Source organism: Paraburkholderia sp. WS6, assembly GCF_030464835.1.
GTDB lineage: Bacteria > Pseudomonadota > Gammaproteobacteria > Burkholderiales > Burkholderiaceae > Paraburkholderia > Paraburkholderia madseniana.
On sequence record NZ_JALQCK010000002.1, the window covers coordinates 91,000 to 117,766 of the forward strand.

The window sequence follows — 26,767 nt, forward strand, 5'->3', positions numbered from 1 at the left end:
CCGCCTATTCCTCGGGCTGCTGCGCGCGCACGAGCTCCGCGAGCAGGCGCACGCCCTCATCGATCTTTTCGAGCTTGATGGCCGAAAAGCCCATCCGGAAGCAGTGGTTCTGCTCCAGTCCCGTCATGAAGAAAACCCGGCCCAGCTCGATCAGGATGCCATGTGCCTGCGCGTCCGCGGCAAGCTGTGTCGCATCGAGCCACGGCGGCCCTTCGACCCAGCACGACGCGCCGCCGCCGACCGGCAGGTAGCGCGCTTCCGGAAGGTGGGTGTCGAGCGCCGTCATCAACGCCTGCGCGCGTTCCCGATAGGCGTGAGCGAGCCGCCGCAGTAGCGCATCGTGGTGTCCGAGCGCCAGAAAGGTGGCAAATGCACGTTGAATATAGGCGGCCGGGTGCCGCACCATCAGGCGCCGCAGCGCACGGAGTTCACGGACCAGTTCACGCGGCCCGACGATATAACCCAGCCGCAGCCCGGGCGCAAAAGTCTTCGACAGACTGCCGATATAGATCACCCGGTCTGCGGTATCCAGGCTCTTCAATGCCGGATGCGGCGTGCCTGAGAAGTTGTTTTCGCTCTCGTAGTCGTCCTCGATCAATACGAAGTCATGGGCCTGCGCCTGTTCCAGCAGCGCGTGGCGGCGCTCGATGGGCATGGTGGCCGTGGTCGGGCACTGATGACTTGGCGTCACATAGACGTAATCGCACTGCGCGAGCAGTTCGGCATCCTCGACCGGGCGCACGCCGCCGCTATCTACAGGCAGCGGCTGCAGCCGCGCATTGCGGTTCTCGAAGATATTGCGGGCATCCGGATAGCCGGGGTTTTCGAAGCCGATCGTGGTCCGCTCGCTCGCGAGCAGATCCGCGATCAGATAGAGCGCCTGCTGGCAGCCGATCGTCACGACGATTTCGTCGGGCATTGCAAACACGCCGCGCCGCGGCAGCACCCGAGTGCGGATCTGCTGGATCAACGTATCGTCGTCGCGCTCGATCAGGTCCGGCGCCCAGTTGCGAATCTCCATCACCGACAGCGCTTTCATGCAGCATTCGCGCCAGTCGTTAGTCGGAAACAGCGACTGGTCGAACTGTCCGTAGATAAAGGGGTATTCGTAGCTCAGCCAATTTCCGGGCTTGACGATATTGCGCTGCAAGGACGGCCGCCTTCTGACGCGCTGGTCCCAATCCGGCCTTGCAAGCGCCTCATTGGCCGCCTGTCCGGGGACCGTCTGCAGCGGCGCAAATTCGTGCCGCCCCTCGAGGATCGCCGGGTTGACGAAATGCCCGCTGCGCTCACGCGAAATCAGATAGCCCTCCTCAACCAACTGCTGGTAAGCCAACACGACCGTATTGCGGGCAACACTCAACTGGTCGGCCAGCTCCCGGCTGGACGGCAACGCGTGATCCGGCAGCAGTTGGCCGTCCAGAATCGCGGCCACCAGCATCTGGCGAATCTGGCCCTGGAGGCTCATGTTCGACTCGGCTGAACGCTGGAACCGCTGGGTCCATAGGGCCACCGAGGTGCGACTTGCCATGCTTTCTCCTGATTTTTATAGGCGGAGCCCGCCCGCACGAAGGCGGACACCGGCATTGTGGACGTGCAAAAAAACGCCTGCCAGCCGCTCTCGGGCGGCTGCCGGCGGGACCGGCGCGGCGGCCCATTCTGGTGCAGCGGTGTGGACTCAACGATCAGCCACGTCTGGCCCTAACCCGCAACATTTATTACTGACGATACTCGCATCATCCCATTGCCGGCGATTGGGACAAGCCCCCGTCGGCGGGCGTTGGATTCACGTGTATTCGCGTACCTACACGGCCATTCTGGAGACCTACGATGAAAAGCGATCACCCCAAAAAGCTGTCCCGCTGGTTCGGCGATCTGACGCGCCGCGTGACTGTGGCGGCATTCGCCGCGCTCGCCTGCGCGGTGGCGCCAGCCAGCCACGCGCAGGACAAAGAGGTCACAATAGCCTATCAACAGATCGTCGACCCATGGGTCGTCGCGATCGCGAACGGCTCGATCGAGAAAGAGACGGGCTACAAGATCAACTGGCGGCAATTCGAATCCGGCGCGAAGGTCGCGACCGCCATGGCGTCAGGCGACGTGAAGGTCGGCGTGATCGGCTCGAGCCCGCTCGCGGCGGCGGTCAGCCAGGGCCTCGACCTGCAGCTCTTCTGGATTCTGGACAACATCAACCAGGCTGAAGCGATGGTCGTACGCAACGGCTCCGGCATCACCAAACCGGCCGATCTGAAGGGCAAGACGATCGGCGTGCCGTTCGTCTCGACGACGCACTATCACACCATGTTCGCGCTGCAGCATTGGGGCATCAATCCGTCCGAGGTGAAGATCCTCAACATGCAGCCGAACCAGTTGGTCGCGGCGTGGGAGCGCGGCGATATCGACGCCGCCTACGTGTGGGACCCGGCGCTCGCGCAATTGAAGAAGAGCGGCAAGGTCCTGATTACGTCCGGCGACCTGTCGAAGCTCGGCAAACCGACCTTCGACGGGATCGCCGTCGACCGCCAATGGGGCGAGGCGCATAAGGACTTCATGGCAAAACTCGTGAAAGCCATTTCCGACGCGGACGATCAGTATCGAAAGAATGCGGCGCAATGGAATGCTACCTCGCCGCAGGCCGCAGCCATCGCGAAGATGATTGGCGGCTCGCCGGCCGACGTGCCGGCGTCGCTCTCGCTCTATGCCTTCCCAACGCTCCAGGAGCAGGCCTCCTCGCAATGGCTGGGCGGTGGCAGCGCGGGCCGCGCAACCTTCGCGCTGAAGGACACGGCCAACTTCCTGAAGGATCAGAAACAGATCAGCGCGGTGTTACCCGATTACTCGAAGTTCGTGACCCCGGCGTATGCCGAAGCGGCAATGAAACTCAAATGACGTAAGCCGGTTCTGTCGATTCAGGAGGCAACATGGAAAGCATGAGAGTCAAAAATGTGAGCGTGGTCTTTCCGGGCCGCAAGCCCGGCCAGACGGTACACGCGCTCGACAACATCAATCTGACAATCAACTCGGGCGACTTCGTCGTCGCGCTCGGCGCATCGGGTTGTGGCAAGACCACCCTGCTCTCGCTTATGGCGGGCTTCATTGCGCCGACCAGCGGCGAGCTGCTGCTCGGCGGTTCGCCGATCGCAGGTCCAGGCGCCGACCGTGGTGTGGTGTTCCAGAAGCACGCCCTGTTGCCCTGGCTCAACGTGATCGACAACGCCGAATTCGGCCTGAAGCTTCAGGGCGTGCCGAAAACGCAGCGGCGCGAGATCGCCACGCGCAATCTGGCACTGGTCGGCTTGCAGGACTTTCACAAGCACATGATCTATCAGCTCTCGGGCGGGATGCAGCAGCGTGTCGGCATCGCCCGCGCGCTGACCTGCGACCCCGCCATGCTGCTGATGGACGAGCCGATGGCCGCGCTCGATGCGCTCACCCGCGAAACCATTCAGGAACTGCTGCTCGACGTCTGGACGAAGACCAGCAAGATGTTCTTCTTCATCACGCACAGCGTCGAGGAAGCGCTCTTTCTGGCCAGCCACCTGATCGTGATGTCGCCGCGTCCGGGGCGCGTCACGCACACCTATGAGCTGGATTTCAACCGACGTTTTCTCGAAACACGCGACGCGCGCGCGATCAAGTCGAGCCCCGATTTCATCGAGATGCGCGAACGCGTGCTCAGCATCATTTACGGCGACGAGAAAATGCACGCCGCCGAAGCCGAGGTGACACATGTTTAGTTCAAAACGGGCTCATGCATTCGCGCACGGCCAGCAGGCCCCGCTCGGATCCGACACGCCGGTCGAGCCACCACGCACACCCGGTCGACGTCCACGACTTCTTGCCAAGAAACCCGCCAAGCCAGGCGACACATTCGGCGTACCCGGCCAGGGCAGCAGCATCGTCACGAGCCTCGTGACGGTCGCCCTATTCGTCGGACTATGGTTTGTCGCGACTAACCTTCACTGGATCAAACCGCTCTTTCTGCCATCGCCGCAAGCGGTATACGCGAAGTTCGTGTATGTGGCCACTGAGGGTTTCGCCGGTTCCACGCTCGCGCAGCATACCGGCATCAGCTTGCTGCGCGTGTTCGGCGCCTTCGCGCTCGCCTGCGTGACCGCGATTCCAATCGGCGTGATGATGGGCGTCTCGCGCTTTGCGCGGGGCATGTTCGATCCACCCATCGAGTTCTATCGGCCGCTTCCGCCGCTCGCCTATTTGCCGCTCATCATCATCTGGTTCGGCATTGGTGAATTTTCCAAAGTCTTTCTCATCTACCTGGCCATCTTCGCGCCACTCGCCATCGCGGCGCGATCCGGCGTGCGTTCCGTGTCGATCGAGCAGATTCATGCGGCCTATTCGATGGGCGCCTCGCGCACGCAGGTGGTGTTGTATGTGATCCTGAAATCCGCGCTGCCGGAGATTTTCACGGGTATGCGCATAGGTATTGGCGTCGGTTGGACGACACTGGTTGCCGCGGAAATGGTGGCGTCGACGAGTGGCCTCGGCTTCATGGTGCTCAACGCTGCGGAGTTCCTCGCCAGCGACGTGGTGATCATGGGCATTGTCGTGATTGGCTTCTTTGCTTTGTGCTTTGACTTGTTGATGCGCCACATGGAGCGCGTGCTGGTGCCGTGGAAAGGCCGGGTGTGATTGTAGAAGGCCAGCGTGGACTCAGCGATTGGCGGCGGCTGGCACTACTCGGCTTGCGGTGCCAGCCGCAATACTTCAGCTGTCTGTTATCGCTGGAGCGCAGCATGAATTCGATCGAGAAAGTCCGGCCGTCGCCGCAGGTTCGTCATGAAGCGCTGCGCATCGGCGGAGAAAGAATCCGGCATGCAGAGATCATCGAAGTCTTCAATCCCTATAACGGTGAACTGGTCGGCACGGTGCCCAAGGCGACACTTGCCGACGTGCGACACGCCTTTGCCTGGGCACACCAATATCGAGCGCGGCTGACGCGCTACGAGCGCTCGCAGATCCTGCTGCTTGCGGCAGACATGGTCCGTCGGCGTACTGAAGAAATTGCCGATCTGATCACCGCAGAGTCCGGCCTGTGTAAGAAAGACTCGCTGTACGAGGCAGGCCGCGTCGCCGACGTGATGACATTCGGTGCCAACGAGGCGCTCAAAGACGACGGCCAGGTGTTTTCCTGCGATCTCACGCCGCACGGCAAGAAGCGCCGCGTCTACACCCAGCGAGATCCCCTGCTCGGCGTCATTTCCGCGATCACCCCGTTCAACCATCCGATGAATCAGGTTGCGCACAAAGTCGTGCCCTCCATCGCGACCAACAACCGCATGGTCGTCAAGCCCTCCGAGAAAGTGCCGTTGTCCACGTACCTGCTCGCGGACATCCTTTATGCGGCCGGTCTGCCGCAGGAAATGCTGCAGGTCATCACCGGCGACCCGAAAGACATCGCCGACGAACTCATCACGAACGAGCACGTCGATCTGATCACGTTCACGGGTGGCGTGCAGATCGGCAAATATATCGCCAGCAAGATGGGCTATCGACGCGCGGTGCTCGAACTCGGCGGCAACGATCCGATCATCGTGATGGAAGACGCCGACCTGGAAGAAGCCAGCACACTCGCCGTCTCCGGCTCCTACAAGAACTCCGGCCAGCGTTGTACCGCGGTCAAGCGCATTCTGGTGCACGAGGCGGTGGCCGACCGTTTCGTCGAACTGCTCGTGGAGAAAACCCGCGCCATACGTTATGGCGATCCCGCCGATCCGGCGACCGACATGGGCACCGTCATCGACGAAGCCGCAGCGAAATTCTTTGAAGCTCAGGTGAACGATGCGATCAGCCGCGGCGCGAAGCTTCTGGTGGGCAATCGTCGCGACGGCGCGCTGTATTCGCCAACCGTGGTCGATCACGTCACCCCGGACATGCCGCTCGTCAAATACGAAACCTTCGGGCCGGTGTCGCCGGTGATCCGCTTTCGCGATATCGACGACGCGATCCGGATTTCCAATTCGACCGACTACGGACTCTCGTCTTCCGTCTGCACGAATCGCCTCGATTACATCACGCGCTTTATCGCCGAACTGCAGGTGGGCAGTGTGAACGTGCGCGAGGTGCCCGGTTACCGGCTCGAGTTGACGCCGTTCGGCGGCATCAAGGATTCGGGTCTTGGCTACAAGGAAGGCGTCCAGGAAGCGATGAAAAGCTTCACCAACGTGAAGACCTATTCGCTGCCGTGGGATTGAGCCGTTCTCCCCGCATTCCACCTTGCATCACATTCATCAATTTTCGAGACAATTTGTACCGTTTATTTTGCATCACCTATTGACCATCACAGGTGCATGCTCTACATTTTACATAAGCACTTTTCGGAACAAATTGTTCCGGTTTCATTAAACATTGGAGACAGCCCTCATGAGCGATCACACCCCTGTCAGCGGCCCGCAGGCCATGACCCCGTCAGAAGCTTTCGTCGAAACCCTGGCCGCGAACGGCGTGACCGACATGTTCGGCATCATGGGCTCGGCCTTCATGGACGCCATGGACATCTTCGCGCCCGCCGGCATTCGCCTCATTCCCGTGGTGCACGAACAGGGCGCCGGCCACATGGCCGACGGCTATGCCCGTGTGTCGGGCCGCCATGGCGTGGTGATCGGCCAGAACGGCCCGGGCATCAGCAATTGCGTGACCGCCATCGCCGCGGCCTATTGGGCGCACAGCCCTGTGGTCATGATCACGCCCGAGGCCGGCACCATGGGCATTGGCCTCGGCGGCTTCCAGGAAGCGAAGCAACTCCCCATGTTCCAGGAGTTCACCAAGTATCAGGGCCACGTCACCCATCCCGCACGCATGGCTGAATTCACCGGCCGCTGCTTCGACCGCGCGCTGGCCGAGATGGGCCCCACGCAGTTGAACATTCCGCGCGACTACTTCTACGGCCAGATCAAGGCCGAGATTCCGCAACCGCAGCGCCTCGACCGCGGCCCCGGCGGCGATCAACGCCTGAACGAAGCGGCTGAACTGCTCTCCCAAGCCAGGTTCCCGGTCATCATCTCCGGCGGCGGCGTGGTGATGGCCGATGCGATCGAAGAATGCAAGGCGCTCGCCGAGCGTCTGGGCGCGCCGGTCGTCAACAGCTACCTGCACAACGACTCTTTCCCCGCAGACCACCCGCTGTGGTGCGGCCCGCTCGGCTATCAAGGCTCCAAGGCCGCGATGAAGCTGATCCAGCGCGCCGACGTGGTGATCGCACTCGGTTCGCGTCTGGGACCGTTCGGCACGCTGCCCCAACACGGCATGGACTACTGGCCGCAGAACGCCAGGATCATCCAGATCGACGCCGATCACAAGATGCTCGGCCTGGTGAAGAAGATCTCCGTGGGCATCTGCGGCGACGCCAAGGCCGCCGCGGTTGCACTGACGCAGCGCCTCGAAGGCCGCACCCTCGTCTGCGACGCCTCGCGTGAAGAACGCGCCGGCCAGATCGCCGCGGAGAAGGCGGCATGGGAGAAGGAACTCGACGGCTGGACTCACGAGCGCGACCCCTACAGCCTGGACATGATCGAGGAGCAGAAAGACGAGCGCACGCCCGGCGGCGGCGACTATCTGCACCCGCGCCAGGTCTTGCGCGAGCTCGAAAAAGCCATGCCGGATGACGTGATGGTCTCCACCGACATCGGCAACATCAACTCGGTGGCCAACAGCTATCTGCGCTTCAAAAAGCCGCGCAGCTTCTTCGCCGCGATGAGCTGGGGCAACTGCGGCTATGCGTTCCCCACCATCATCGGCGCCAAGGTCGCGGCCCCGCATCGCCCCGCGGTCTCCTATGCCGGTGACGGCGCGTGGGGCATGAGCCTGATGGAAACCATGACCTGCGTGCGCCACAACATTCCGGTCACCGCGGTGGTCTTCCACAACCGGCAATGGGGCGCCGAGAAGAAAAACCAGGTCGACTTCTACAACCGCCGCTTCGTCGCCGGTGAACTCGACAACCAGAGCTTCGCGGGCATCGCGCGTGCGATGGGCGCCGAGGGTGTCACAGTGGACCGGCTCGAGGACGTCGGCCCGGCGCTCAAGCGTGCGATCGATGCGCAGATGAACCAGGGCAAGACCACCATCATCGAGATCATGTGCACCCGCGAGCTCGGCGATCCGTTCCGCCGCGATGCGCTGGCCAAGCCGGTGCGCCTGCTCGACAAGTACAAGGACTATGTCTGAGCCGTCCGCTGTCTGATGGTCCGGGCGGCGGGAGATTTGTTCCCACTGCCCGGCGGGCCGGAAACGGGGCTTCCCCTGCCGTTTCCGGCCTCTTTGTTTGCCATTTGCCATTTGCCGTTTGCTGCCCCCGTCTCCCCAACCATGACTTCCGCCCAGTGCCATGAAAGCCATCAACCGCATCATCGAACGCGCCCGCTCCTCGCAAAGACGCATCGTGCTCTGCGAAGCGGAGGATCTTCGCATGCTGGAGGCCGCGCAACGCGCCACGCGTGAAGGCATCGCCCGCATCGTGCTGGTGGGCGCGAGTGCGCGCATCCGCGCGGCCGCTGCCGAGCAAAACATCGAACTGTCTGGCATGGAGCTGGTGGATCCCGCAACCTCGCCGCTCGCGCCCTCGTTTGCCGAAGCGCTCTTCGCACTGCGCAGCAAGAAAGGCATGACGCCGGATGAAGCCACGCAGGAAATCCTCAAGCCCCTCTGCTTTGCCAACCTGATGGTGCGGCTCGGTCACGCCGACGGCTCGGTGGCAGGCTCAGTGCACACGACCGCCGACGTGGTCCGTACGGCGATCCAGATCATCGGCATTCATCCGTCCTTCAAGCTCGTATCGAGTTTCTTTCTGATGATGCTGTGCGAGCCCTTCCACACGCTCAAAGGTGGCTTGATCTTCTCTGACTGCGGGCTGGTGGTGGACCCGGACGCCGGCGAACTGGCCCAGATTGCCATGGCGGCGGCCGACAGCGCGCAAAGCCTGCTGATGGAGGAGCCGCGCGTAGCCATGCTGTCATTCTCGACCAGCGGCAGCGCCCGGCACGCGGCAGTCGACAAGGTCGTTGAAGCAACGCGCCAGGTGAGGGCACAGCGTCCGCATCTGGCGATCGACGGCGACGTGCAACTGGACGCGGCACTCGTCTCCGAGATCGCCATGCGCAAGATCGAGCACTCGCAGGTTCAAGGACACGCCAACGTGCTGATTTTCCCGAGTCTCGAAGCCGGCAATATCGGCTACAAGCTGGCTGAGCGGATCGGCGATGCGAAGGCAATCGGCCCCTTGCTGCAAGGCCTGAGAAAACCTGCCAACGATCTTTCGCGCGGCTGCAGCGCCGACGATATCTACTACGTGATCGCGGTGACTGCCGTGCAGGCGCAAACCGCAGAAGCCCCGCTGGACGCACACACCACACCGTTCGCGTCGTGACCCACTCGGGGTCAGGTCGCGGGAGCAGTCACCGCCTGCCGCCAGGCCCGCGTGCGCCGATCCAACCCACGATCTCCGCGAACAGCTTCATGTCGGGTGGCGCGGATAGGTCCACCGCCAGACAACGGCGGTAATACGGACTGAGATCCAGCCCGACGCCCAGGCCCAGCACCTCCACATCGCGCGAAGCCTCATGGCGCGCCACGACGGCCTTGAGGTGGTTGTCGAGATAGAAGGCGTCGTTGGCCTGACCCGTCGCGCTATCCATCGGGCTGCCATCCGAGATCACGATCAGAATCCGTCGCGCCTCAGGACGGGCGACGAGGCGCGTGCACGCCCAGTCGACCGCTTCGCCATCCACGCCCTCGCGAAACAGGTCTGCCTTGAAGAGCGCGGCAATGTCGGCGCGGGCGCGTCGCCAGCTCTGGTCGGCGTCCTTGAACACCAGATGAGACAGTTCATTGAGCCGGCCCGGATGAGACGGCCGGCCCTGCGCCAGCCAGTCGAGCCGGGCCCGGCCGCCGTTCCAGGCGCCGGTGGTAAAGCCCAGCACCTCGGTAGTGACACCGGCCTGGTCGAGCGCGCGCGTGAGGATGTCCACCATGATCGCCACCGGCTCGATATGCGCTTTCATGGAGCCCGAGCAATCGATCAGGAAGCCGACTACACAGTCGGCCATGAGCGTGTTTCGTTCCAGCCGGAACAGACGCCGTTCAGCGGGAGAACTAACCAGTTGGGCGAGACGCCGCCCGTCGATACGCCCATGCTCTTCACCGAACGACCAGCCGTCGCGTTGCGGAATCGCCAGCGCCGCCTTCAGCGCGTGCGCAAGCCGCGCCACGTTGATGCCCTGGGCAGCGACGCGTTCGTCGAGCCGCTCGCGAAACTCGCCAAGCAAGGCTTTGCGGACCAGCGCACCTGGTGCGATCTCGCGGTCGTAGCGCGTGGTATAGGCCCGATAACCCTGCTCCGAGGCCTCGAGCACGCGGCTTCTGCCGGTCAGCGCAACGGCCATGTCCTTGTACTCGTCGTCCTCGACGTCGAACCAGAGCGAGAACGCTGTGCGCGGCGCTTTGTCGTCGCTTTCCTGCGGGTCATCTTGCGCATCGTCCAGCGCCTCGGCGCGGGCGGTTCGCATCATGTCACCCACCAGCCTCGCCAGTTCGAGCGCATGGACAGCGAACGCGCCCTGCTCCTGTCGATGCCGGCGCAAACCTGCCAGCGAGGCGCCCAGCACCGGCGCGATCGCCGCGCGCGTGGCTTCGATAAGGCCTTCGGTTTGTTCGAGCACAGGCCAGCCCGTCAGGCGCGACCACGCAATCTGCGCCACGGTGTACAGAAGGATGCCGAGGTGGTCTTCGGCGAGTCCGGAGCGGTAGAAAGCCAGCGACCAAGCCTCGAAACGATCGCGCAGATTCTGCACCAGACCCGGCATGCCGGGCGGCGTCTGTGTTTCGCAACGTAGTTGCTCGAGCAGTTCAAATACCAGGCGCTCGACACGGTCCGTCGGACATAGCCGGCTGTGCAGCGCCGCATCGGAGTGCATGAGTCGCAAGGCTGCGCCGTCGGCGGCGCCACGCAGGGACGCGAAATCGTCCTGCTGCGGATCGGTGCGCAGATGCGGCGCATGCAGGGGCAAAGGCCGCAGGTCGCGGCACAAACGGCCTTCGCGGTAATGCAACGCGGCGTCGCCTGTGAGAGCACGCACGGTCGCTGCGCACAGGGCCTCGCGCTGCTCAGCGCGGAGGGTCGCTTGCCTGTCCGATGTCATCAGCGGATGCCCGCAGCGTGGTCTTCATCCTTGGCCGCGGCCTCGAGTTCAGTACCAAAGCAGCGCTGAAAATACTCCGCCACGATCGACCGCTCGGCTTCATCGCACTTGTTCAGGAAGGTCAGGCGAAACGCCATCGCAGGATCGCGGAAAATCTGGCAGTTCTCCGCCCAGTTGATCACCGTGCGCGGCGACATCAGCGTCGACAGGTCGCCGCTCGCAAAGCCCTTGCGGGTGAGTTCCGCCACGCTCACCATCGACTCGATCAGCGCACGCCCCGCCTCGTCAGCCAGTTCCGGTACGCGTGCAAGCACGATGCCGGCCTCTTCCGCGCGCGGCAGATAGTTGAGCGTGGCCACCACGTTCCAGCGATCCATCTGCGCGTGATTCAGCACTTGCGTGCCGTGATACAAACCGTTCAGATTGCCCAGTCCCACCGTATTGGTGGTGGCGAACATGCGGAAATACGGATGCGGATGAATCACACGATTCTGGTCGAGCAGCGTGAACTTGCCGTCGCGCTCGAGAATGCGCTGGATCACGAACATCACATCCGGACGCCCCGCATCGTATTCGTCGAAGATCAGGGCGACCGGGCGCTGCAATGCCCATGGCACGATCCCCTCCTGAAACTCGGTGACCTGCAGATCGTCGCGCACCACGATCGCGTCTTTACCGACCAGATCGAGGCGGCTGATATGGCCATCGAGATTGACACGCACGCACGGCCAGTTGAGGCGGGCCGCAACCTGTTCGATGTGCGTCGACTTCCCGGTACCGTGCAAGCCCTGCACCATCACCCGGCGATCACGGCTGAAGCCGGCCAGGATCGCCAGTGTCACTTCCGGATTGAAGCGGTAGACCTCGTCGATCTCCGGCACGTGGTCGTCGCGCTCGCTGAAAGCGGGCACCATCAGGCTGGAATCGATGCCGAAAACGGTTCGTACAGCGACCATTCTGTCGGGTTTGCCAGTCACGATATCAGTCACTTCATTCTCCTCCCCGCTGTGGGGATGTTCGTTCGGCGCCGCCGGGTCATTCCATTTTTCGGTACATTTTGTTCCATTTTATTATAAACAAAATCCCTCGTCCTGGGCGGCGCTTTCTCTGCATCGACCCCACAGGCCGCACCATCAACGCACGGTCGCCATCCCGTCGAAAGGTTTCATGCGCCGTTCCATCGCTCGCGCCGCCCATGCCGAGAGCAGCGCAGACAGAATCACGTAGCCGCACACATACCAGGGCTTGCCGCCGTCGAGACGCAGCAGTGCCGTCGCGATGATCGGCGTGAGGCCGCTCGCGAAGATCCCCGAGAACTGATACACGAACGAGATGCCGGTATAGCGCACCTCCGGATCGAACAGTTCGGCAAAGAGCGCGGCTTCCGGACCGTAGACCATCGCGTAGAAGATGCCGAACGGGATCACCACGCCGAGCCAGACGCCCAGCGTATTGCCGGCCTGCGTCTCCATCAGCCAGAACGCCGGCAGCACCGAGGCGCCGCAGATCAGCGAGCCCCAGCGATACACCCGCGCGCGTCCCATCAGGTCCGACATCCTGCCGAAGAAAGGGATGAAGAAGCACATCACCATCGCCGCGATCATCACGCCGGTGAGCGCTTCCGTGCGACTCATCGAAAGACGTTGCGTGAGGTAGCCGATCATGAACACCGCGAAGATGTTGAAGAACACCCCGTCGATCCAGCGTGCGCCCATGCCGAGCAGCACCGAACTGCGGTAGCGCGTAATCATGTCGACGAACGGGATTTTCACGTCGCGGCGGTTGCGCTTGAGCGCGAGAAACTCGGGCGTCTCCATCACCTTGATGCGGATGTAGAGGCCGAGGACCACGAGCAGCAACGAAGCGCCGAACGCGACCCGCCAGCCCCAAGACAGAAACGCCGCTTCCGGCAGCAGGTGGGAAATGCCCGCGACGATGCCCGACGCGAGGCATAAGCCGACCGACAAACCGATCTGCGGCAAGCTCGCGTACAGACCACGCCGGTTCGGCGGCGCATATTCGTAGGCCATCAGCACCGCGCCGCCCCACTCACCCCCGAGCCCAATGCCCTGCAACACGCGCAGGAAGAGCAGCAGAATGGGCGCCCAGATGCCGATCTGATCGAAGGTCGGCACGAAGGCGACGCCCGCCGTCGAAACCCCCATGATGATCAACGTGCAGATCAATGCGGACTTGCGTCCAACCTTGTCGCCGAAGTGACCGAAGATCACGCCGCCGAGCGGCCGCGTCACGAAGCCGACAGCGAACGTGCCGTAGGCCAGCATGGTCGAGACGAGCGGATCGTGAGCGGGAAAGTAAAGCTTGTTGAACACAATGCCCGCGACGACGCCGTACAGAAAAAAGTCATACCATTCGACCGTCGCACCAATCACGCTCGCGAATGCAACGCGGCGGATAACCCGCTTATCGATTGCCATAGCGCCTCCTCCAATGGATGGCCGCGTGCCGTCCCGGCAACGCAGCACATTTAAGCCCCTGTCTGTCTCCTCCTGGGGCACGAATTCCGCCGCCTGCACGCTGCTTTTATCGACTTCGGATGCAGCGAGTCAGGTAGCGATCGTTTTACTTCTTGCGACCACTTCGCTTCGTTGTTGCTGTTTCTGCTTTTGCGTCCGCTGTTGCCTCAGTATTGCGCTTCCATGCTCCGCGATTGCACTTGCCCAGCCGAAAGGTCGCCGGCGCGAGCATCCTCAAGAATCATGCTGGACGCCTTCTCAGCGACCATCACGATCGGTACGTTGGTATTTCCGGAAACCAGCGCCGGCATGATCGAACAATCGACCACCCGCAAACCTTGCGTGCCATACACGCGCAATCGTTCGTCGACCACCGCGCCCGGATCGCTCGCGACGCCCATCTTCGCGGTGCCGGACGGATGAAAAATCGTCTGGCCGTATTCGCGGCAAAAATGCAGCAACTCGTCGTCGCTTTGTGCTTCCCGGCCAGGCCGCACTTCGCGTTTCATCAGCGATGCCATGGGCTCCGTGGCGGCGACGCGGCGCGCGAAACGCACACCCGCAACCGTCGTGCGGCGGTCGAGATCGGTTGCCAGATAATTCGGCTGGATCGACGGGGCGTCGCGCATGTCGCTCGTGCGGATCCGCACACTTCCGCGCGACTCCGGCCGCAACTGGCAGATCGAATAGGTACAGCCAGGAAATGCGTGGACGTCGCCGCCCGCAGTGTCGGCGGAGAGCGTGGAGAAGTGGAACTGGATATCCGGCGTTTTCGCCTCATCCGGCAACGCGCGGCAGAACATGCCGCCCTGATTGATGCCGACAGCCAGCGGCCCTTCGCGAAACAGCGCCCATTGCAGCCCCATCTTCGCGCGGCCCGTCCAGGAGTGCAGCAGGTCGTTTGTGGTGATCGGCCGCGTCACTTCATAGGTCAGGCGCACTTGCAGATGGTCCTGCAGGTTCTCGCCGACACCGGCTCGATTGGCGACCACCGGAATACCCAGTTCATTGAGCAATTTTGCCGGCCCAACGCCCGACACCTGCAGCAATTGCGGCGACTGCAGCGCGCCTGCCGTCAGCACCACCTCGCGGTGCGCACGCACTTCGTGAACCCTGCCGTGCTGCACATAGCGAACACCCGTAGCACGTGTGCCTTCGAAGAGAATCTTCGACGCCAGCGCGTTGGTCTCGATCTGCAGATTCGGACGGCTGCGTGCGGGTTTGAGGTAAGCGACGGCCGTCGAACAACGCCAGCCACGCCGCGTGGTCAGTTGATAGTAGCCGACCCCTTCCTGATCGCCCTGATTGAAGTCGTCGACCGTTGGGACGCCCAGGCGATTCGATGCGGCGATGAATGCATCCACGAGTTCGTGGCGCTGCTTGATCGTGGAGGCCCACAACGGACCGTCCAGGCCACGTGTCGGCGACTCGCCCAGTTCGTTGTGTTCGAGCCGCCGGAAGTAAGGCAGACACTCCTTCCAGCTCCAGCCGCGATTGCCGAGCGCGGCCCAGTGGTCGTAATCCTCTTTCTGACCGCGAATGTAGATCAGCCCGTTGATGGAACTGCAGCCACCCAGCGTGCGCCCGCGCGGCCAGTAGAGCTTGCGGTCGTTCATGTTCGGATCCGGGTCGGTGTAAAAGCCCCAGTTGTAGACCGGATGAAACATGGTCTTGCCGTAACCGATCGGGATATGAATCCACAGAAAGCGGTCGGGCGGCCCGGCTTCGAGCAGGCATACCGAGTAACGGCCATTCTCGGAGAGGCGGTTGGCCAGTACACAGCCGGCCGATCCCGCGCCGACGACCACGTAGTCGAAACTCCGTACCATTGATGTCTCCGTGCTGCTGCCTTTGTTTTAAAACCGGATCATTTCGTCCCAATTTATTGGATGGCAGTTTCGACTTCAAGAAAATCCGGTTACGATTGAATAATCCGGTACGAAAACCGACTTTTTCGTTTCACTATTCAATCTGTCCGCACGCGTTCATCCGGGTTGTCACTGATCCGTTCGGGCTGCATTTATCGTCATCCGCTTCGGGAAGGACAATGAGAGACACCACGCATCTCCCCTCACCCGCTCACGAGCCCGCCGACGACACCCGCGTCCTGCGCGCGCTCAACGTGCTGGAACAACTTGCGTCCGCCGGACAACCGTCCTCACTCTCCCAGTTGTCCTCACGTCTGCAGATTCCGAAGGCGACCTTGATGCGCCTGATCGAGTCGCTCGAAGCACGCGGTTATGTCACGCACATGCCGGACTCGCGCGGCGCCGATCGCGCGATTGCGCTCGGGCCGCGCGCCGCGCAACTCGCCCTCACCACGCTCGCAAACAGCACGTTTACGCGTGCGTGCCGTTCGTTGCTGCGCACGCTCGTGGAGTCGCTTGGCGAGACCTGCAATCTCACCGTGCTCGACGGCGATACCGTGCTGTACGTCGAGCGTGTCGAGACGAGTGAACCCTTGCGTCTGCATTTGCAACCGGGCACGCGGGTCCCGCTGCATTGCACCGCCAGCGGCAAGCTGTTTCTTTCGCAGATGAGCTCAGCCGAGCGCGGACTTGTCATCCGCCGCTTGCCGCTCAAATCGATGACGTATCGCACCCTGACCGATATCGATCTGCTGGAAGCGGAACTCGACCGCCTCGCCATGCGCGGCATCGGCGTCGACAACGAGGAGTTCGTGCGCGGGATGGTGGCGGTCGCGGTGCCGGTGCGCAACGTCGAGGATGGCCGTGTGCTCGCGGCATTGGCCGTTCATTCGCCCACGGCGCGTTCCAGCCTGGAGGATCTGTTGAAAGCGGTGCCGAAGCTCAAGGAGATCGCCGTGCGCATCGGACCGCTGCTTCAGCCTGCGGCGGCGACGACGGTGGCCGCGACGAAGTAGAGATCGAGGGGCCGATCAGAATCGCGCGAACGGGAACGCCGCGCAAGTGACGCACGACGGCTGGCGAATAACGTGCCGCGGATGGCGCGGCACGCAGGCCACGTTCAAGGTTTCTCGTCGCGCCGGAAATACAACTGGTAGAGCATCCGTTGTCCAATACGACGGAACGGCGCGAACGGATGGCCGGGTAACGGGGACGTGAAGATCGGCAGCGTCTGCTTCGACCCTTTACCCGCAATCCGTTCGGCGAGGCGTCGCCCCGCCTGCTGAGAATATGACACACCGTTGCCACCGTAGCCCAGTGCGTAAAACACCGACTGCTTCGGATCCGGCTGGCACACGCGCGGCATCATGTCGTGGCTCACATCCACCCAACCCCACCATGAATAGTCGATCTGGACACCGCGCAAGGCCGGGAACTTGCGGCCCATCCCTTCGATGAGCAACTCGTAGTGGCGCGGATTCGGCGCATCCGCACCGGTGATCGCGCTACGGCTGCCGATCTGCAGCCGGTTGTCCGGCAGGAAGCGGTAATAGAAACGCAGCGTGCGCGTATCGGTGAGCACCTGCGTCGTTCGAAAATTGCAGGCGGCGATTTCCTGCTGCGTGAGCGGACGCGTCACCATCGAATTCGACAGGATCGGCATCACCCGGCCCGTCAGCGAAGGATGAAGATCCGGCGCCGTATACGCGCCAGTCGCGATACCCACAGACCGGGCCCGCACGATGCCGCCCGGCGTGCGCAGATGATGAATGCCGTTGATGGTTTCCCAGCCGATCACCGGGCTCGCCGGATGAACGCGCGCGCCTGCTTCGCGTGCGAGCCGCAGATAGCCATACGCAAGCTTCAACGCGTGGATGCCAATACCTTCGGGTTCGTGGAGCGCGCCGGCCGCCTCGCAATCGTTGACGTACTCACGGCGCAACGTCGCCTGGTCGATGAGCTCGGACGGATAGCCGAAAACGTCTTTCCAGACTTTGGCTTCGGCGGCGAGTTTGTCCATCATGCGCGGCCGGTGCGCAATCAGAAAGTGGCCACCCGGCTGCGGATCGCAATCGATTTCGGCCACCAGCGACTTGAAGTTGTCGAAACCTTCCTGGATCTCGTCGTGCATTTTCAACGCGACGTCTTTACCCCAACGCTCGATCCATTGGGAACGCGACAGGCGTCCCGACGCATTCTGCCCTTGTCCGCCATTGCGGCTGCTGCAGCCCCAACTGGTTTTGTTGGCCTCGAGCACCACGGCCTTGATGCCATGCTCGCGCGCGAGACACAGCGCCGTCGCAAGCCCCGTATATCCTGCGCCGATGATCGCCACGTCCACGTCGATATCTTTCGTGATCGGACCATCGTCCGGTGGCGGCGTGCCGGCGGTCGCGGCCCAGTAGGTCGGCGCGTATTGCTTGCCGTGCCCCGGTCCCGGCGAGACCAGCGGGTCGTATCTCGGGTCATACTGTGTTGCGCTATCCCGTCCTGCGGACAGACCTTCGCCGACCCGTGTGATGACACTTGGCTCCATGAGAAGCTCCTCGTCGGCGTCAAACGTTCTGCTTCGGACGTTCCTTGCGGAACGCGCGCTTGACTGCGATCAGACCATCGCGGAACTCGAAGAGATCGCACCCTTCTGCTTCGATGCGCCAGCCTTCCGCATGCGTCCCCGTGAATACCCATTCGGACACGCCGCGTTCGCCGATTACGTAGTGACGGCCCTTTCCCCAATGCGCATCCGGGAAAGTCTTGAAGACTGTTTCGAACGCCGCGCGCACCGCGTCGCGACCGACGAAGCGCGCGCCATAGACTTCACTTCCGCCGGCGGCGTCGAACACACAGTCTTCGGTCATGAAGCCCATTAGCGCGTTCGCATCGTGACGATTGAACGCGGCGGAAAATGCGGCGAGCGTGTCCGCGGTGACCTTCGATGCGGACGTTTCTGGTGTGGCCATGCATGTCTCCTGCTTGGTGAATTGGGTGAGACTCGTGAGCTTGCCTAAGCGGCGACCTCTTATGGAAAAGTGTAAGTTTGGTGACCACTCGACGGTAGGGCCAGTGCGCTGGTTTCGCCTGGTGCAGCGTGTGTCGGGGAGACGCGGGTTGACTGGCCTGGAACCGGGTTTTCGGATTCGGGCCGTTGGTGGGCTTGGTGGGTTTAGTGCGCTTGACGTGCTTGACGCGATGATCGCGGCAAGCTGGCGCGAGGCTGACGCTAGTTCAGCACTTGTGTGCTTTCGAGGCAGCGCTTCACCGTACACTAGTACCAGCGATAATGAATCGCCTGGTCCACATGAGGGGTAGAGTCGAGTTGTGGCGCGGTAGCATTAGGTTCGGTTTGTCTGTTTCCGCCTCTTTCGTTTGGCGGTGCCCGAATATCCTAGCCTTAACCCCGTTTCCACAACCCGCTCATCGAACCGGACATGCAGATCTCCCGCATCCGGCTCTCGGACAAGACATCACGCCTTCGTACACGGCAAGTCACTACCAAGGCCCTTGTAGACGAACGAGACCAAAGTGCCCGTAGAGGTGCGAGGGTGGATAGCTCCCGCCCCGGCGACGTCTTACCTTGTGCTTGGTACGCAACCACCGGCGCAACCGCGTGCTGGTATAGCTATCGAGCGCCCGATATGCGCGACTGACCGTGCCTACCTTGAAGTAGTTCGCCCAGCCGCGTAGCGTGCGATTCAATTTGCCAATCAGCTCCGTGGTATCGAGCCACGTCATCGAAGCGGCGGTCAGCGCGTGGATCTTCTCAACCATGCGCCGGATACTCTTCTTCGACGGATGCATGCCCATACGGGCCTGTCCAGTCGTCGCCGAGTACATCCGCCCAAACGTGTAACCCAGGAAGTCGAATTCGCCTTCCGGAACCTTGCAGATTCGTGTCTTCTCCTCGTTGACCGTCAGCTTCAGCTTGCTCATGATCTCGCGCATTCGTGACAAGGCTTCCTCAGCCTTCCCTTTCTTGCACAGGATCACCAGATCGTCCGCGTAGGTCACAATGCGACTGCCAAGACTGCGCTGAAGTCCGAGCTTCTTCCATGCCAGCACAAACCGGCGCATATAAATATTCGCCAGCAGTGGTGAGATGGGTGAGCCTTGCGGAATGCCACGTCTGCTGTCTTTGGCCTCCGTCGTACGTTTCTTCCGGCCTCGGTTATCGGTTTCTTCTACGGGGCATTCCAGCCACATCCTGATCAGATGCAGCACTCGCCGATCAACGATGCGTCGCGCGAGCGACAGCATCAATTCGGCGTGGGGAATACTTCCGAAGTAGTCCGCGAGGTCGGCGTCAACAACGTCCGTTTGCCCTCGGTGCAGCCGCTCCTCCACCTCGATCACCGCTTGCTGGGCGTTTCGCCCCGGGCGGTAAGCGTATTGCTCCGGTGGAAGGTCAGCCTCGAAGATCGGTTCGAGCACGAGCATTGCTGCTGTCATGCACACCCGATCACGCAAGGTCGAGATGCCCAGTGGCCTCAGCTTGCCATTGGCCTTCGGGATAAACACTCGTCTGATAGGGTCCGGCCGGTAAGTCTCCTGCCTGAGCGCAAGCGCCAGTTCGCCGAGCCACTTCTGCACCCCGTACGCCTCGACCTCCGCGAAGTCCTGCCGATCGACACCCGGTGCGCCCTTGTTCGAGCGGCACTGAGCGTACGCATGCGCCAGCACATCCTCGCGATAGATCTTGTCGTACAGCGCGTAGAAGCGATACCCGGCTTCTGCCTTCGCTTTCGCGTGTAACGCCATCTGCAGTTTCTGAACACGAATCGGAGTTGATAGGTTGCCCAATCTCCACGTCCTCACTACGTATTGCGTCTGTCTTGAACTGAGGCCCCTTCCCTCCACCAGCATTACACCGGCTTCAACGGTAATACGGGCCTCTCCGTCACCCCAAGGCGCCCGGCCTGTCCCTCACGGGCGTCCGGTTGGTCATCCCTGACCACGCCAGGGGGCTTCCCGTGTTGCGTGCGCTTCCCTTGTGTGCATGCTGTCGCCACTACCCCGGCGCAGCGACTGGGCGTCCTGCCTGCTCATTCACCCAGCCGTATCAGCCTTCCCCGACATGGCTCTCGGGTCGGCCTGCGCATCGTCCTTTTCGAGGCTTGCTCGGCGTTCACTCGCGTTACGGCCTGCACACTCGCGCTGTCACCGTATTTCGTGACACGCTTCACCGAAGGCTTCAACCGCTTCGTTACCTCCACGATTGCTCCGGTTGCTTCCGGCTGGAGCGGTTGCCGGGTGGGGCTTTCACCCACTGGAAAAGCGCCGCCTTTTCACGGCGCACGCCATGAGCGGGCATTGCACCCGCTCCTGCGAATAGGGCAAGGTTGTTTTTACGTGACCAGGGCGACCAGCCGGGAACAGAGCAGCAAAGCGCTCACGAGATGTTCGAGCCGGCGGACCGCCCATACCGCCCAACGCGGTCAGCGCGCCTCTCTTTTGCGGTTCACGCGGCTTACCAGGCATCACTGCCCGCATAACGCGTCGCCACGGCCAAAGCGAGACTCCAGACCAGCGCGGCCAGCAGCGACAAACCAATCGCCAGACAGACCGCCACGCGAATCCCCGCGTCGAGTGGCTGGATCGCACTCATCAGCGCACCGAAGATCGCGACGCCAAAAGCGGACCCTGTCTGCCGGCTCGCGTTGAGCACACCCGCCCCGACGCCGGCACGCGCCGTGTCTACCGCGGTCATCAACGCGGCGGTCGCCGCCGGCGAAATCACCCCCGCCCCGAAACCGACCGCGGGAAAGCAAAGCGCAATACGCCAATACGGCGCATCGTCCGCGAGCGCGACGAGCCCGGCGAAACCCAGTGCATACAGCAGGAAGCCAGCACAAACGAGCCGGTGCACGCCATACGTCCGGTTCAACGCGCCGGACACGAAGCTGCCGATGGTCACCATCACGGTCAACGGCAGGAATGCGAGGCCGGTCCGCAACGGAGACCATCCGCGTGCAGACTGGAAGTACAAACTCAACAGGAAAAACAAGCCATAGAAAATCAGGCCGGAAATCAGCGAAACGAATGCCGAGGCAGAAAACACTGGACTACGAAAGAAGCCCAACGGCAGCATCGGTTGTTTGCGTTTGGCCTCGACCAGCACGAATGCAACCCAGGCGACAAGCGCAATCGCCGCGCCCGCATGTATCGCGCCCGCCTGCCATCCGAGCTTCGCCCCCTCGATCAGCACGGCTACCGACGCGCCAAGCGCAACGATGGCGAGCAGTTGCCCGGCGACATCCATCGACCTGTCCGAGCTGGCCGGCCGCACCGAATCGACACGCGTAGTCAGCCACGCGCCGATCAGCGCGATCGGCACGTTCACCAGAAAAATGCTGCGCCAGCCTAGCAGGTGAATCAGCAGACCACCGGCGAGGGGCCCCGCCGCCATCGCGATACCGCCGCATCCGGCCCACACGCCGATCGCGCTGGCGCGTTGCCGTGCGACCGGAAAAGCATGGTTGATCAGGGTCAGCGAACACGGCACCAAAAGTGCAGCACCGACGCCTTGCAATACCCGCGCGACTACCAGAATCTGCAAATCCGGCGCCAATCCGCATAACGCCGATGCGCAAGCGAAGACCAGCAATCCGGCGAGATAGACTGTTTTCGCGCCGATCCGGTCGCCTAGCGCGCCGCCGCTCAGCAGCAGGCTGGCAAACGTCAGCGTGTAAGCGTTGACGACCCATTGCAGGCCGGTGATATCCGAGCCCAGACTGGCCGCAACCGGCTCCAGCGCAACGTTTACGATCGACGTATCCAGTATGACAATGACGTAGCTGAGGCTCGTCGCGATCAATACCCGCTTCTGATATTCACGTTCATCGTTCAAGAGTTTCAGCCCCTATTTCCCGGTTCTCCGTTGACTATACGGCGACCGGCACAGAGAATGCTTCGGGCTGTATCGAAGTGTTAGTGCGAACAAGCGAACGGTTTTTCACCTGCCAACAGGCATCAAACGCGCATCAATGAAGGACGCTGCAAACAAATGGGCCAGCACAATATTTCGAGCGTTGCACACCTGATCGCCGAACCGGTTCGTTCGGTGATGCTGATCACGCTCGCCGACGGCAGCACCATGTCGGCCGGCGCACTTGCAGCAGCGGCGGGCGTGACCGCGCAGACCGCCAGCTCGCACCTCTCCAAGCTGCTCGACGGCGGCTTGCTGAGCGTGGAAAGCAAGGGCCGGCATCGCTATTACCGGCTCGCCGGCGCGCACGTTTCGCACGTGCTTGAAAGCCTCGCGTCGGTTGGCCCGGTCACCCCGGCCTGGCGCAATACGCCGAATCGCTCGGCGCAGGCGCTGCGTTTCGCGCGCTGCTGCTATGACCATCTGGCGGGCCAGATCAGCATCGCCGTGACGCAGAGCATGCTCACACGTGGCTTCATCATCGAGGCGAGCGAGCGCCACTACGCGCTCACCACATCCGGCCGCGCTTGGCTGCAGCAACTCGGCATCGATATCGGCGATCTGCCGGTCGGCCAAACGGAACAGGCCCGCCAATGTCTCGATTGGACCGAGCGGCAGTTTCACGTCGCGGGGCCGTTAGGCGCACGGCTGATGGATGCCTTTCTTGCATGGGGCTGGGTGCGCAAGTCCTCCACCACGCGGTCGGTGACCGTCACGGCACTCGGCTGGGATGAACTCAAGACGCACTTCGGCATCGCGCGCGAGACATACGAACCTGACTAAATGCGTCAGGCCACACAGGCCGCCAATTGTTAAATCCTCGCCTCGCAGCTTCGTTTTGTAGAAGCCGGCTCACCGAGGGGAGGCAACGTGCACGCACAGAAACATCATCGCGGAGCTCATCGCCCCTCGCATCTGAAAGCGGTCAAGCCGACCGATCCGCCGCATACGGGACAAAGGCCCGAGCCAGAACAGAAATCCGGGCAGAAACCAGGGCCGACGCCAGGGAAGGCGGGCACCCCGCACGAAGACCGCCTCGCGAAGCTCGCAACCTTCACGACCAACCTGCGGATGGTTTCGCTGAACCTGCTGCTTCTGATCAGCGCATGCCTTGGCGGCGCCGTGCTGTGGAAGCTGGTATCCGCACGCGAGACCGTCATCGAAAATATCTACGTGCCCGACGCGTTCGCCAAAATCGGCTACTCCGGTGACGCGTTCCAGTCATTCGTCGCGGACCATCTGATCGCCCTCGAAGAGCGCGCGGCAGACGTGATACCCGCCTCCGCCAAAGAAGAAATCAGGCTCGATTCCGATATGCCGGATTTCTCGGTGCCCGGCACGTCCATTTCCGCGAAGACGATCCTGCAGTACGTGCGCGAGGCGCTGCCGCTTCCGGTTTCAACCATCTCGGGCAGCGTAACCGGCACCCCGGACCACTACGTTCTGCATCTGGTCCTGGTGGAACGCGGCCAGGTTTATCGTTTCGACACGCCCGAAGGCGCAATCGCCGATCTGGATAAAAATCTCTCCGATCTCGCCCTCGATGTGCTGAAGAAGCACAGTCCCTATATCTACGCTTCGTACGAGTCGGCCGAAGCTCAGGCGCGCTGCTACGCCGGCAAGGGAGCCTGCAATTTCTCCGAGGCTGAACGGATATTTTCGAGCATCGTCGACGCCGGAGACGAACAGCCGAACTACAAATGGGCCCTCCTCGGACTATCGAAGATCGACGAGGCGTACCACGATTACAAAGGCGAAATCAGCGCGGTCAGCCGCCTATCCGCCGAATACCCGTCGTCCTGGAGCTTTTATAACTGGGGCGTTGCGCTCAGCGAGCTCGGTTGCCACAAGCTGGCGATCGGCGCGTTCGAACGATCCATTGCCTTGCATTCGTCACGGGAGGCGGCATTCAATGCGATTGGCCGCGCCTGGCTGGCACTGGCCAGGCAAGCGCCGGACCGTCATTCCACTGAAGCGAAGTCCGACCTGCAAAACGCGCGCGACGATTTCCGTATCGCCGTTTATCTGAAACCAGATTACCAGGAAGCGCACGTCAATCTGGCGGAATCGCTCAAGCTGCTCGACGACGACAACGGCGCGCGCCGCGAATACGTGAGCGCCATCAAGATGGATCCGACACACGCGGGGCTCGCCTATGCCAGGTATGCCGAACTGGCCGGGGATCTGAAAGAGCGGAGCAAGCTCCTCGGCTTTGCGAGCTGGGCCGACAACTTGCACAAGGAATGCAGCGCGAGTAACTCGACCTCGCTGCTCGAGGCGCAAGGTTGCAGCGTCGCCATGCAAGCCGAAAAAACCCGTGTCGCCAACGCAGGAAGTCATGCCGGAATCGAGACCGTTTCAGCGACGGCGCCTCCGGCACCGGACTGCCGCGGCCTCGCGGTCGACGACAGACTCGCGCCCGAAGATGGCTTGCCCGGCTTTCCGGAGATTGCTCCGTGAAACCGGGCTCAACATCCTAGCGCATACAAGCTCTGTATCAATGGCTGACTGTGTCGCGATCCGAGCGGCGCTCGACAAAACGCCTCACGTAGTCGTCCGCGGGGCGCGTCAGGATCTCGTTGGGCGTACCTTCCTGCACGAGTTTGCCGTCGCGCAGAATCGCAATGCGGTTGCCGATCCGCAGTGCTTCGTCGAGATCGTGCGTGATGAACACGATGGTCTTCTTTAGCGTAGCCTGCAGTTGCAGCAACTGGTCCTGCATTTCCGTGCGGATCAGCGGGTCGAGCGCGGAGAATGCTTCGTCCATCAGCACGACGTCCGTATCCGCGGCAAGCGCGCGGGCAAGTCCAACCCGCTGACGCATGCCGCCGGATAACTCGTCCGGATAGTGTTCGTCGTAACCGTTCAGACCCACTTTGCCGAGCCAGACACGGGCTTTCTCATTGGCCTCTGACTTGCTTTCGCCGCGCACACGCAATGCATACGTCGTATTGTCGAGCACGGTCTGATGCGGCAGCAGTCCGAAATTCTGGAACACCATGCTGACCTTATAGCGGCGAAGGTCACGCAGGCCTTGCGCGCCGAGCTTGATGACATCTGAGCCGTCGATCACGATCTCGCCCGCGGTCGGCTCGATCAGCCGGTTGAAATGGCGCACAAGGGTCGACTTTCCGGAACCGGACAGTCCCATGATCACGAAGATTTCGCCCGCGCCGATATTCAGGCTGACGTCGTTCAGGCCGACGTTGCAACCGGTCTGGGCCAGCACGTCGGCTTTGCCCTTGCCGCTTCGCAACAGGTCCAGCACGCGCGTATGACTGGCCGGCGGGCCGAAAAGCTTGTACACGTGGTTGACTTCAATCGCTGCCATGTCGCTCTCCTCGCTTTTTCCTGCTGTTCCTGTCATTTGGCCGTGCGGGTTTCGAGCCCGCCTTCAGCCGCCGATGTTTCATCCGTATTCGTGCTGTTCACGCGATAAGGAATGCGCGAAGCCGCCCGGGCCTTTCTGCGCTGTGCTAACACCCGTCGCGCACGGCGGTCCTGCCCATAGCCCTGGCTGATACGGTCGATCACGATTGCGAGGATCACGATGGCAATGCCTGCCTGCGTCCCCTTGCCCACGTCGAGCGTCTGAATGCCGGCGAGCACATCCTCGCCGAGGCCGCGCGAACCGATCATCGAGGCGATCACCACCATGGAGAGCGCCATCATCGTCGTCTGGTTGATGCCGGCCATGATGCTGGGCCGCGCCAGCGGCATCTGCACGTTCACCAGCAACTGCCAGCGCGTCGTGCCGAAGGCGCGCGCCGCCTCGACCACCTCGGCATCCACATGGCGGATGCCAAGATCGGTCAGGCGAATCAGCGGTGGCAGCGCATAGATGATCGTGGCGAGGATCGCCGGCACCTTGCCAAGGCCGAACAGCATCAGCACCGGAATCAGATAGACGAAGCTGGGTAACGTTTGCATGACGTCGAGCGTGGGTAACAGCACGCGCCGCAGCCATGCGCTGCGCGAGGTGAGAATGCCGAGCGGCACACCGAGCGAGACCGACAGCACCGTCGCCACCAGCATCAACGCGAGGGTCTGCATCAGCTTTTCCCACAGACCGAAGCAACCGATCGCATAGAGCAGCAGCATGAAGAAACCGGCAATGCTCAGGCGCCGCGTCGCATTCCACGTCACCGCGCCGACCGCCAGCAGGATCAGCCATGGCGGTAATGCGCGCAATGCGCCTTCGAGCGGCACGAGCACATAGCGCAGCAGTGCAATGCTGAACTGGTGAAAGCTGTCGCCGTAGCGGGTAACGAACGATTGCACGGCGTCGTTCACCCAGTCGGCAATCGAAAGATGCAGAAAAAACGAATGCATGACCCCTCCTCCACT

At 62.2% G+C, this 26,767-nt stretch carries 20 protein-coding genes; 9 read left to right on the forward strand and 11 right to left on the reverse strand.

The window, feature by feature from the left end; translation table 11 throughout:
- Positions 1-4 precede the first annotated feature (4 nt).
- The gene (locus tag M0D64_RS02960; protein WP_266256549.1) at positions 5-1,531 is read right to left on the reverse strand and encodes a PLP-dependent aminotransferase family protein; all 1,527 of its coding nucleotides are present in this window, start codon (positions 1,529-1,531) and stop codon (positions 5-7) included.
- A gap of 299 nt (positions 1,532-1,830) precedes the next feature.
- On the opposite strand from M0D64_RS02960, the gene tauA reads away from it, so the two are divergent.
- The 6 genes from tauA (at position 1,831) to pta (ending at position 9,382) form a co-directional block, all read left to right on the forward strand.
- Positions 1,831-2,889 (forward strand): taurine ABC transporter substrate-binding protein, encoded by a 1,059-nt coding sequence (tauA, locus tag M0D64_RS02965; RefSeq protein WP_154563276.1) that lies wholly within the window; start codon positions 1,831-1,833, stop codon positions 2,887-2,889.
- A 32-nt stretch (positions 2,890-2,921) separates the two neighbouring features.
- Entirely contained in the window at positions 2,922-3,737 is an 816-nt protein-coding gene (locus M0D64_RS02970) for a taurine ABC transporter ATP-binding protein (protein ID WP_154563278.1), read from the forward strand.
- Positions 3,730-4,650 (forward strand): ABC transporter permease subunit, encoded by a 921-nt coding sequence (locus M0D64_RS02975; RefSeq protein WP_154563280.1) that lies wholly within the window; start codon positions 3,730-3,732, stop codon positions 4,648-4,650. Before M0D64_RS02970 ends, M0D64_RS02975 begins: the two co-directional genes overlap by 8 nt.
- A 104-nt stretch (positions 4,651-4,754) precedes the next feature.
- On the forward strand, positions 4,755-6,212 hold the full coding sequence (gene phnY, locus M0D64_RS02980) for a phosphonoacetaldehyde dehydrogenase (RefSeq protein ID WP_266256550.1): 1,458 nt from the start codon (positions 4,755-4,757) through the stop codon (positions 6,210-6,212).
- 169 nt (positions 6,213-6,381) lie between these two features.
- Positions 6,382-8,184 carry a sulfoacetaldehyde acetyltransferase gene (gene xsc, locus M0D64_RS02985; RefSeq protein ID WP_154563284.1) on the forward strand — a complete coding sequence of 601 codons (1,803 nt, stop codon included), beginning with the start codon at positions 6,382-6,384 and terminating at the stop codon, positions 8,182-8,184.
- Between the two features lie 160 nt (positions 8,185-8,344).
- Entirely contained in the window at positions 8,345-9,382 is a 1,038-nt protein-coding gene (gene pta, locus M0D64_RS02990; RefSeq protein ID WP_266256551.1) for a phosphate acetyltransferase, read from the forward strand.
- Between the two features lie 28 nt (positions 9,383-9,410).
- On the opposite strand, the gene M0D64_RS02995 is transcribed toward pta, so the two are convergent.
- The 4 genes from M0D64_RS02995 to M0D64_RS03010 all read right to left on the reverse strand — a co-directional run bounded on the left by M0D64_RS02995 (position 9,411) and on the right by M0D64_RS03010 (position 15,459).
- Positions 9,411-11,153 carry a cobalt chelatase gene (locus M0D64_RS02995; protein ID WP_266256552.1) on the reverse strand — a complete coding sequence of 581 codons (1,743 nt, stop codon included), beginning with the start codon at positions 11,151-11,153 and terminating at the stop codon, positions 9,411-9,413.
- Positions 11,153-12,142, reverse strand: coding sequence for an AAA family ATPase (locus tag M0D64_RS03000; RefSeq protein WP_266256553.1), 990 nt, complete (start codon positions 12,140-12,142; stop codon positions 11,153-11,155). Before M0D64_RS03000 ends, M0D64_RS02995 begins: the two co-directional genes overlap by 1 nt.
- A gap of 144 nt (positions 12,143-12,286) precedes the next feature.
- The gene (locus M0D64_RS03005; RefSeq protein ID WP_266256554.1) at positions 12,287-13,591 is read right to left on the reverse strand and encodes an MFS transporter; all 1,305 of its coding nucleotides are present in this window, start codon (positions 13,589-13,591) and stop codon (positions 12,287-12,289) included.
- 206 nt (positions 13,592-13,797) lie between these two features.
- Entirely contained in the window at positions 13,798-15,459 is a 1,662-nt protein-coding gene (locus tag M0D64_RS03010) for a GMC family oxidoreductase (protein ID WP_266256555.1), read from the reverse strand.
- A gap of 218 nt (positions 15,460-15,677) precedes the next feature.
- Here M0D64_RS03010 and M0D64_RS03015 point away from each other — a divergent pair, with 218 nt between their 5' ends.
- Positions 15,678-16,514 carry an IclR family transcriptional regulator gene (locus M0D64_RS03015; protein ID WP_266256556.1) on the forward strand — a complete coding sequence of 279 codons (837 nt, stop codon included), beginning with the start codon at positions 15,678-15,680 and terminating at the stop codon, positions 16,512-16,514.
- Positions 16,515-16,618: 104 nt separating this feature from the next.
- Here the strand turns inward: M0D64_RS03015 and M0D64_RS03020 are convergent, their stop codons facing one another.
- The 4 genes from M0D64_RS03020 to M0D64_RS03035 form a co-directional block, all read right to left on the reverse strand.
- Positions 16,619-18,034: an FAD-binding oxidoreductase gene (locus M0D64_RS03020; RefSeq protein ID WP_266256557.1), complete on the reverse strand. Its 1,416-nt coding sequence runs from the start codon at positions 18,032-18,034 to the stop codon at positions 16,619-16,621.
- A 19-nt stretch (positions 18,035-18,053) separates the two neighbouring features.
- The gene (locus tag M0D64_RS03025) at positions 18,054-18,458 is read right to left on the reverse strand and encodes a nuclear transport factor 2 family protein (RefSeq protein WP_266242450.1); all 405 of its coding nucleotides are present in this window, start codon (positions 18,456-18,458) and stop codon (positions 18,054-18,056) included.
- Between the two features lie 529 nt (positions 18,459-18,987).
- Positions 18,988-20,358, reverse strand: a complete 1,371-nt coding sequence (ltrA, locus tag M0D64_RS03030; protein ID WP_266256558.1) for a group II intron reverse transcriptase/maturase — start codon at positions 20,356-20,358, stop codon at positions 18,988-18,990.
- 604 nt (positions 20,359-20,962) lie between these two features.
- Positions 20,963-22,342 carry an MFS transporter gene (locus tag M0D64_RS03035; RefSeq protein ID WP_266256559.1) on the reverse strand — a complete coding sequence of 460 codons (1,380 nt, stop codon included), beginning with the start codon at positions 22,340-22,342 and terminating at the stop codon, positions 20,963-20,965.
- Positions 22,343-22,498: 156 nt separating this feature from the next.
- Between M0D64_RS03035 and M0D64_RS03040 the strand changes: the two genes are divergently transcribed.
- Positions 22,499-23,203, forward strand: coding sequence for a helix-turn-helix transcriptional regulator (locus tag M0D64_RS03040; RefSeq protein ID WP_266256560.1), 705 nt, complete (start codon positions 22,499-22,501; stop codon positions 23,201-23,203).
- 87 nt (positions 23,204-23,290) lie between these two features.
- Positions 23,291-24,880, forward strand: coding sequence for a tetratricopeptide repeat protein (locus M0D64_RS03045; RefSeq protein WP_266256561.1), 1,590 nt, complete (start codon positions 23,291-23,293; stop codon positions 24,878-24,880).
- A gap of 37 nt (positions 24,881-24,917) precedes the next feature.
- Here the strand turns inward: M0D64_RS03045 and M0D64_RS03050 are convergent, their stop codons facing one another.
- Positions 24,918-25,751, reverse strand: coding sequence for a glycine betaine/L-proline ABC transporter ATP-binding protein (locus M0D64_RS03050; RefSeq protein ID WP_266256562.1), 834 nt, complete (start codon positions 25,749-25,751; stop codon positions 24,918-24,920).
- Positions 25,752-25,783: 32 nt separating this feature from the next.
- Positions 25,784-26,752, reverse strand: a complete 969-nt coding sequence (locus M0D64_RS03055) for a proline/glycine betaine ABC transporter permease (protein WP_266256563.1) — start codon at positions 26,750-26,752, stop codon at positions 25,784-25,786.
- Positions 26,753-26,767: the final 15 nt, after the last annotated feature.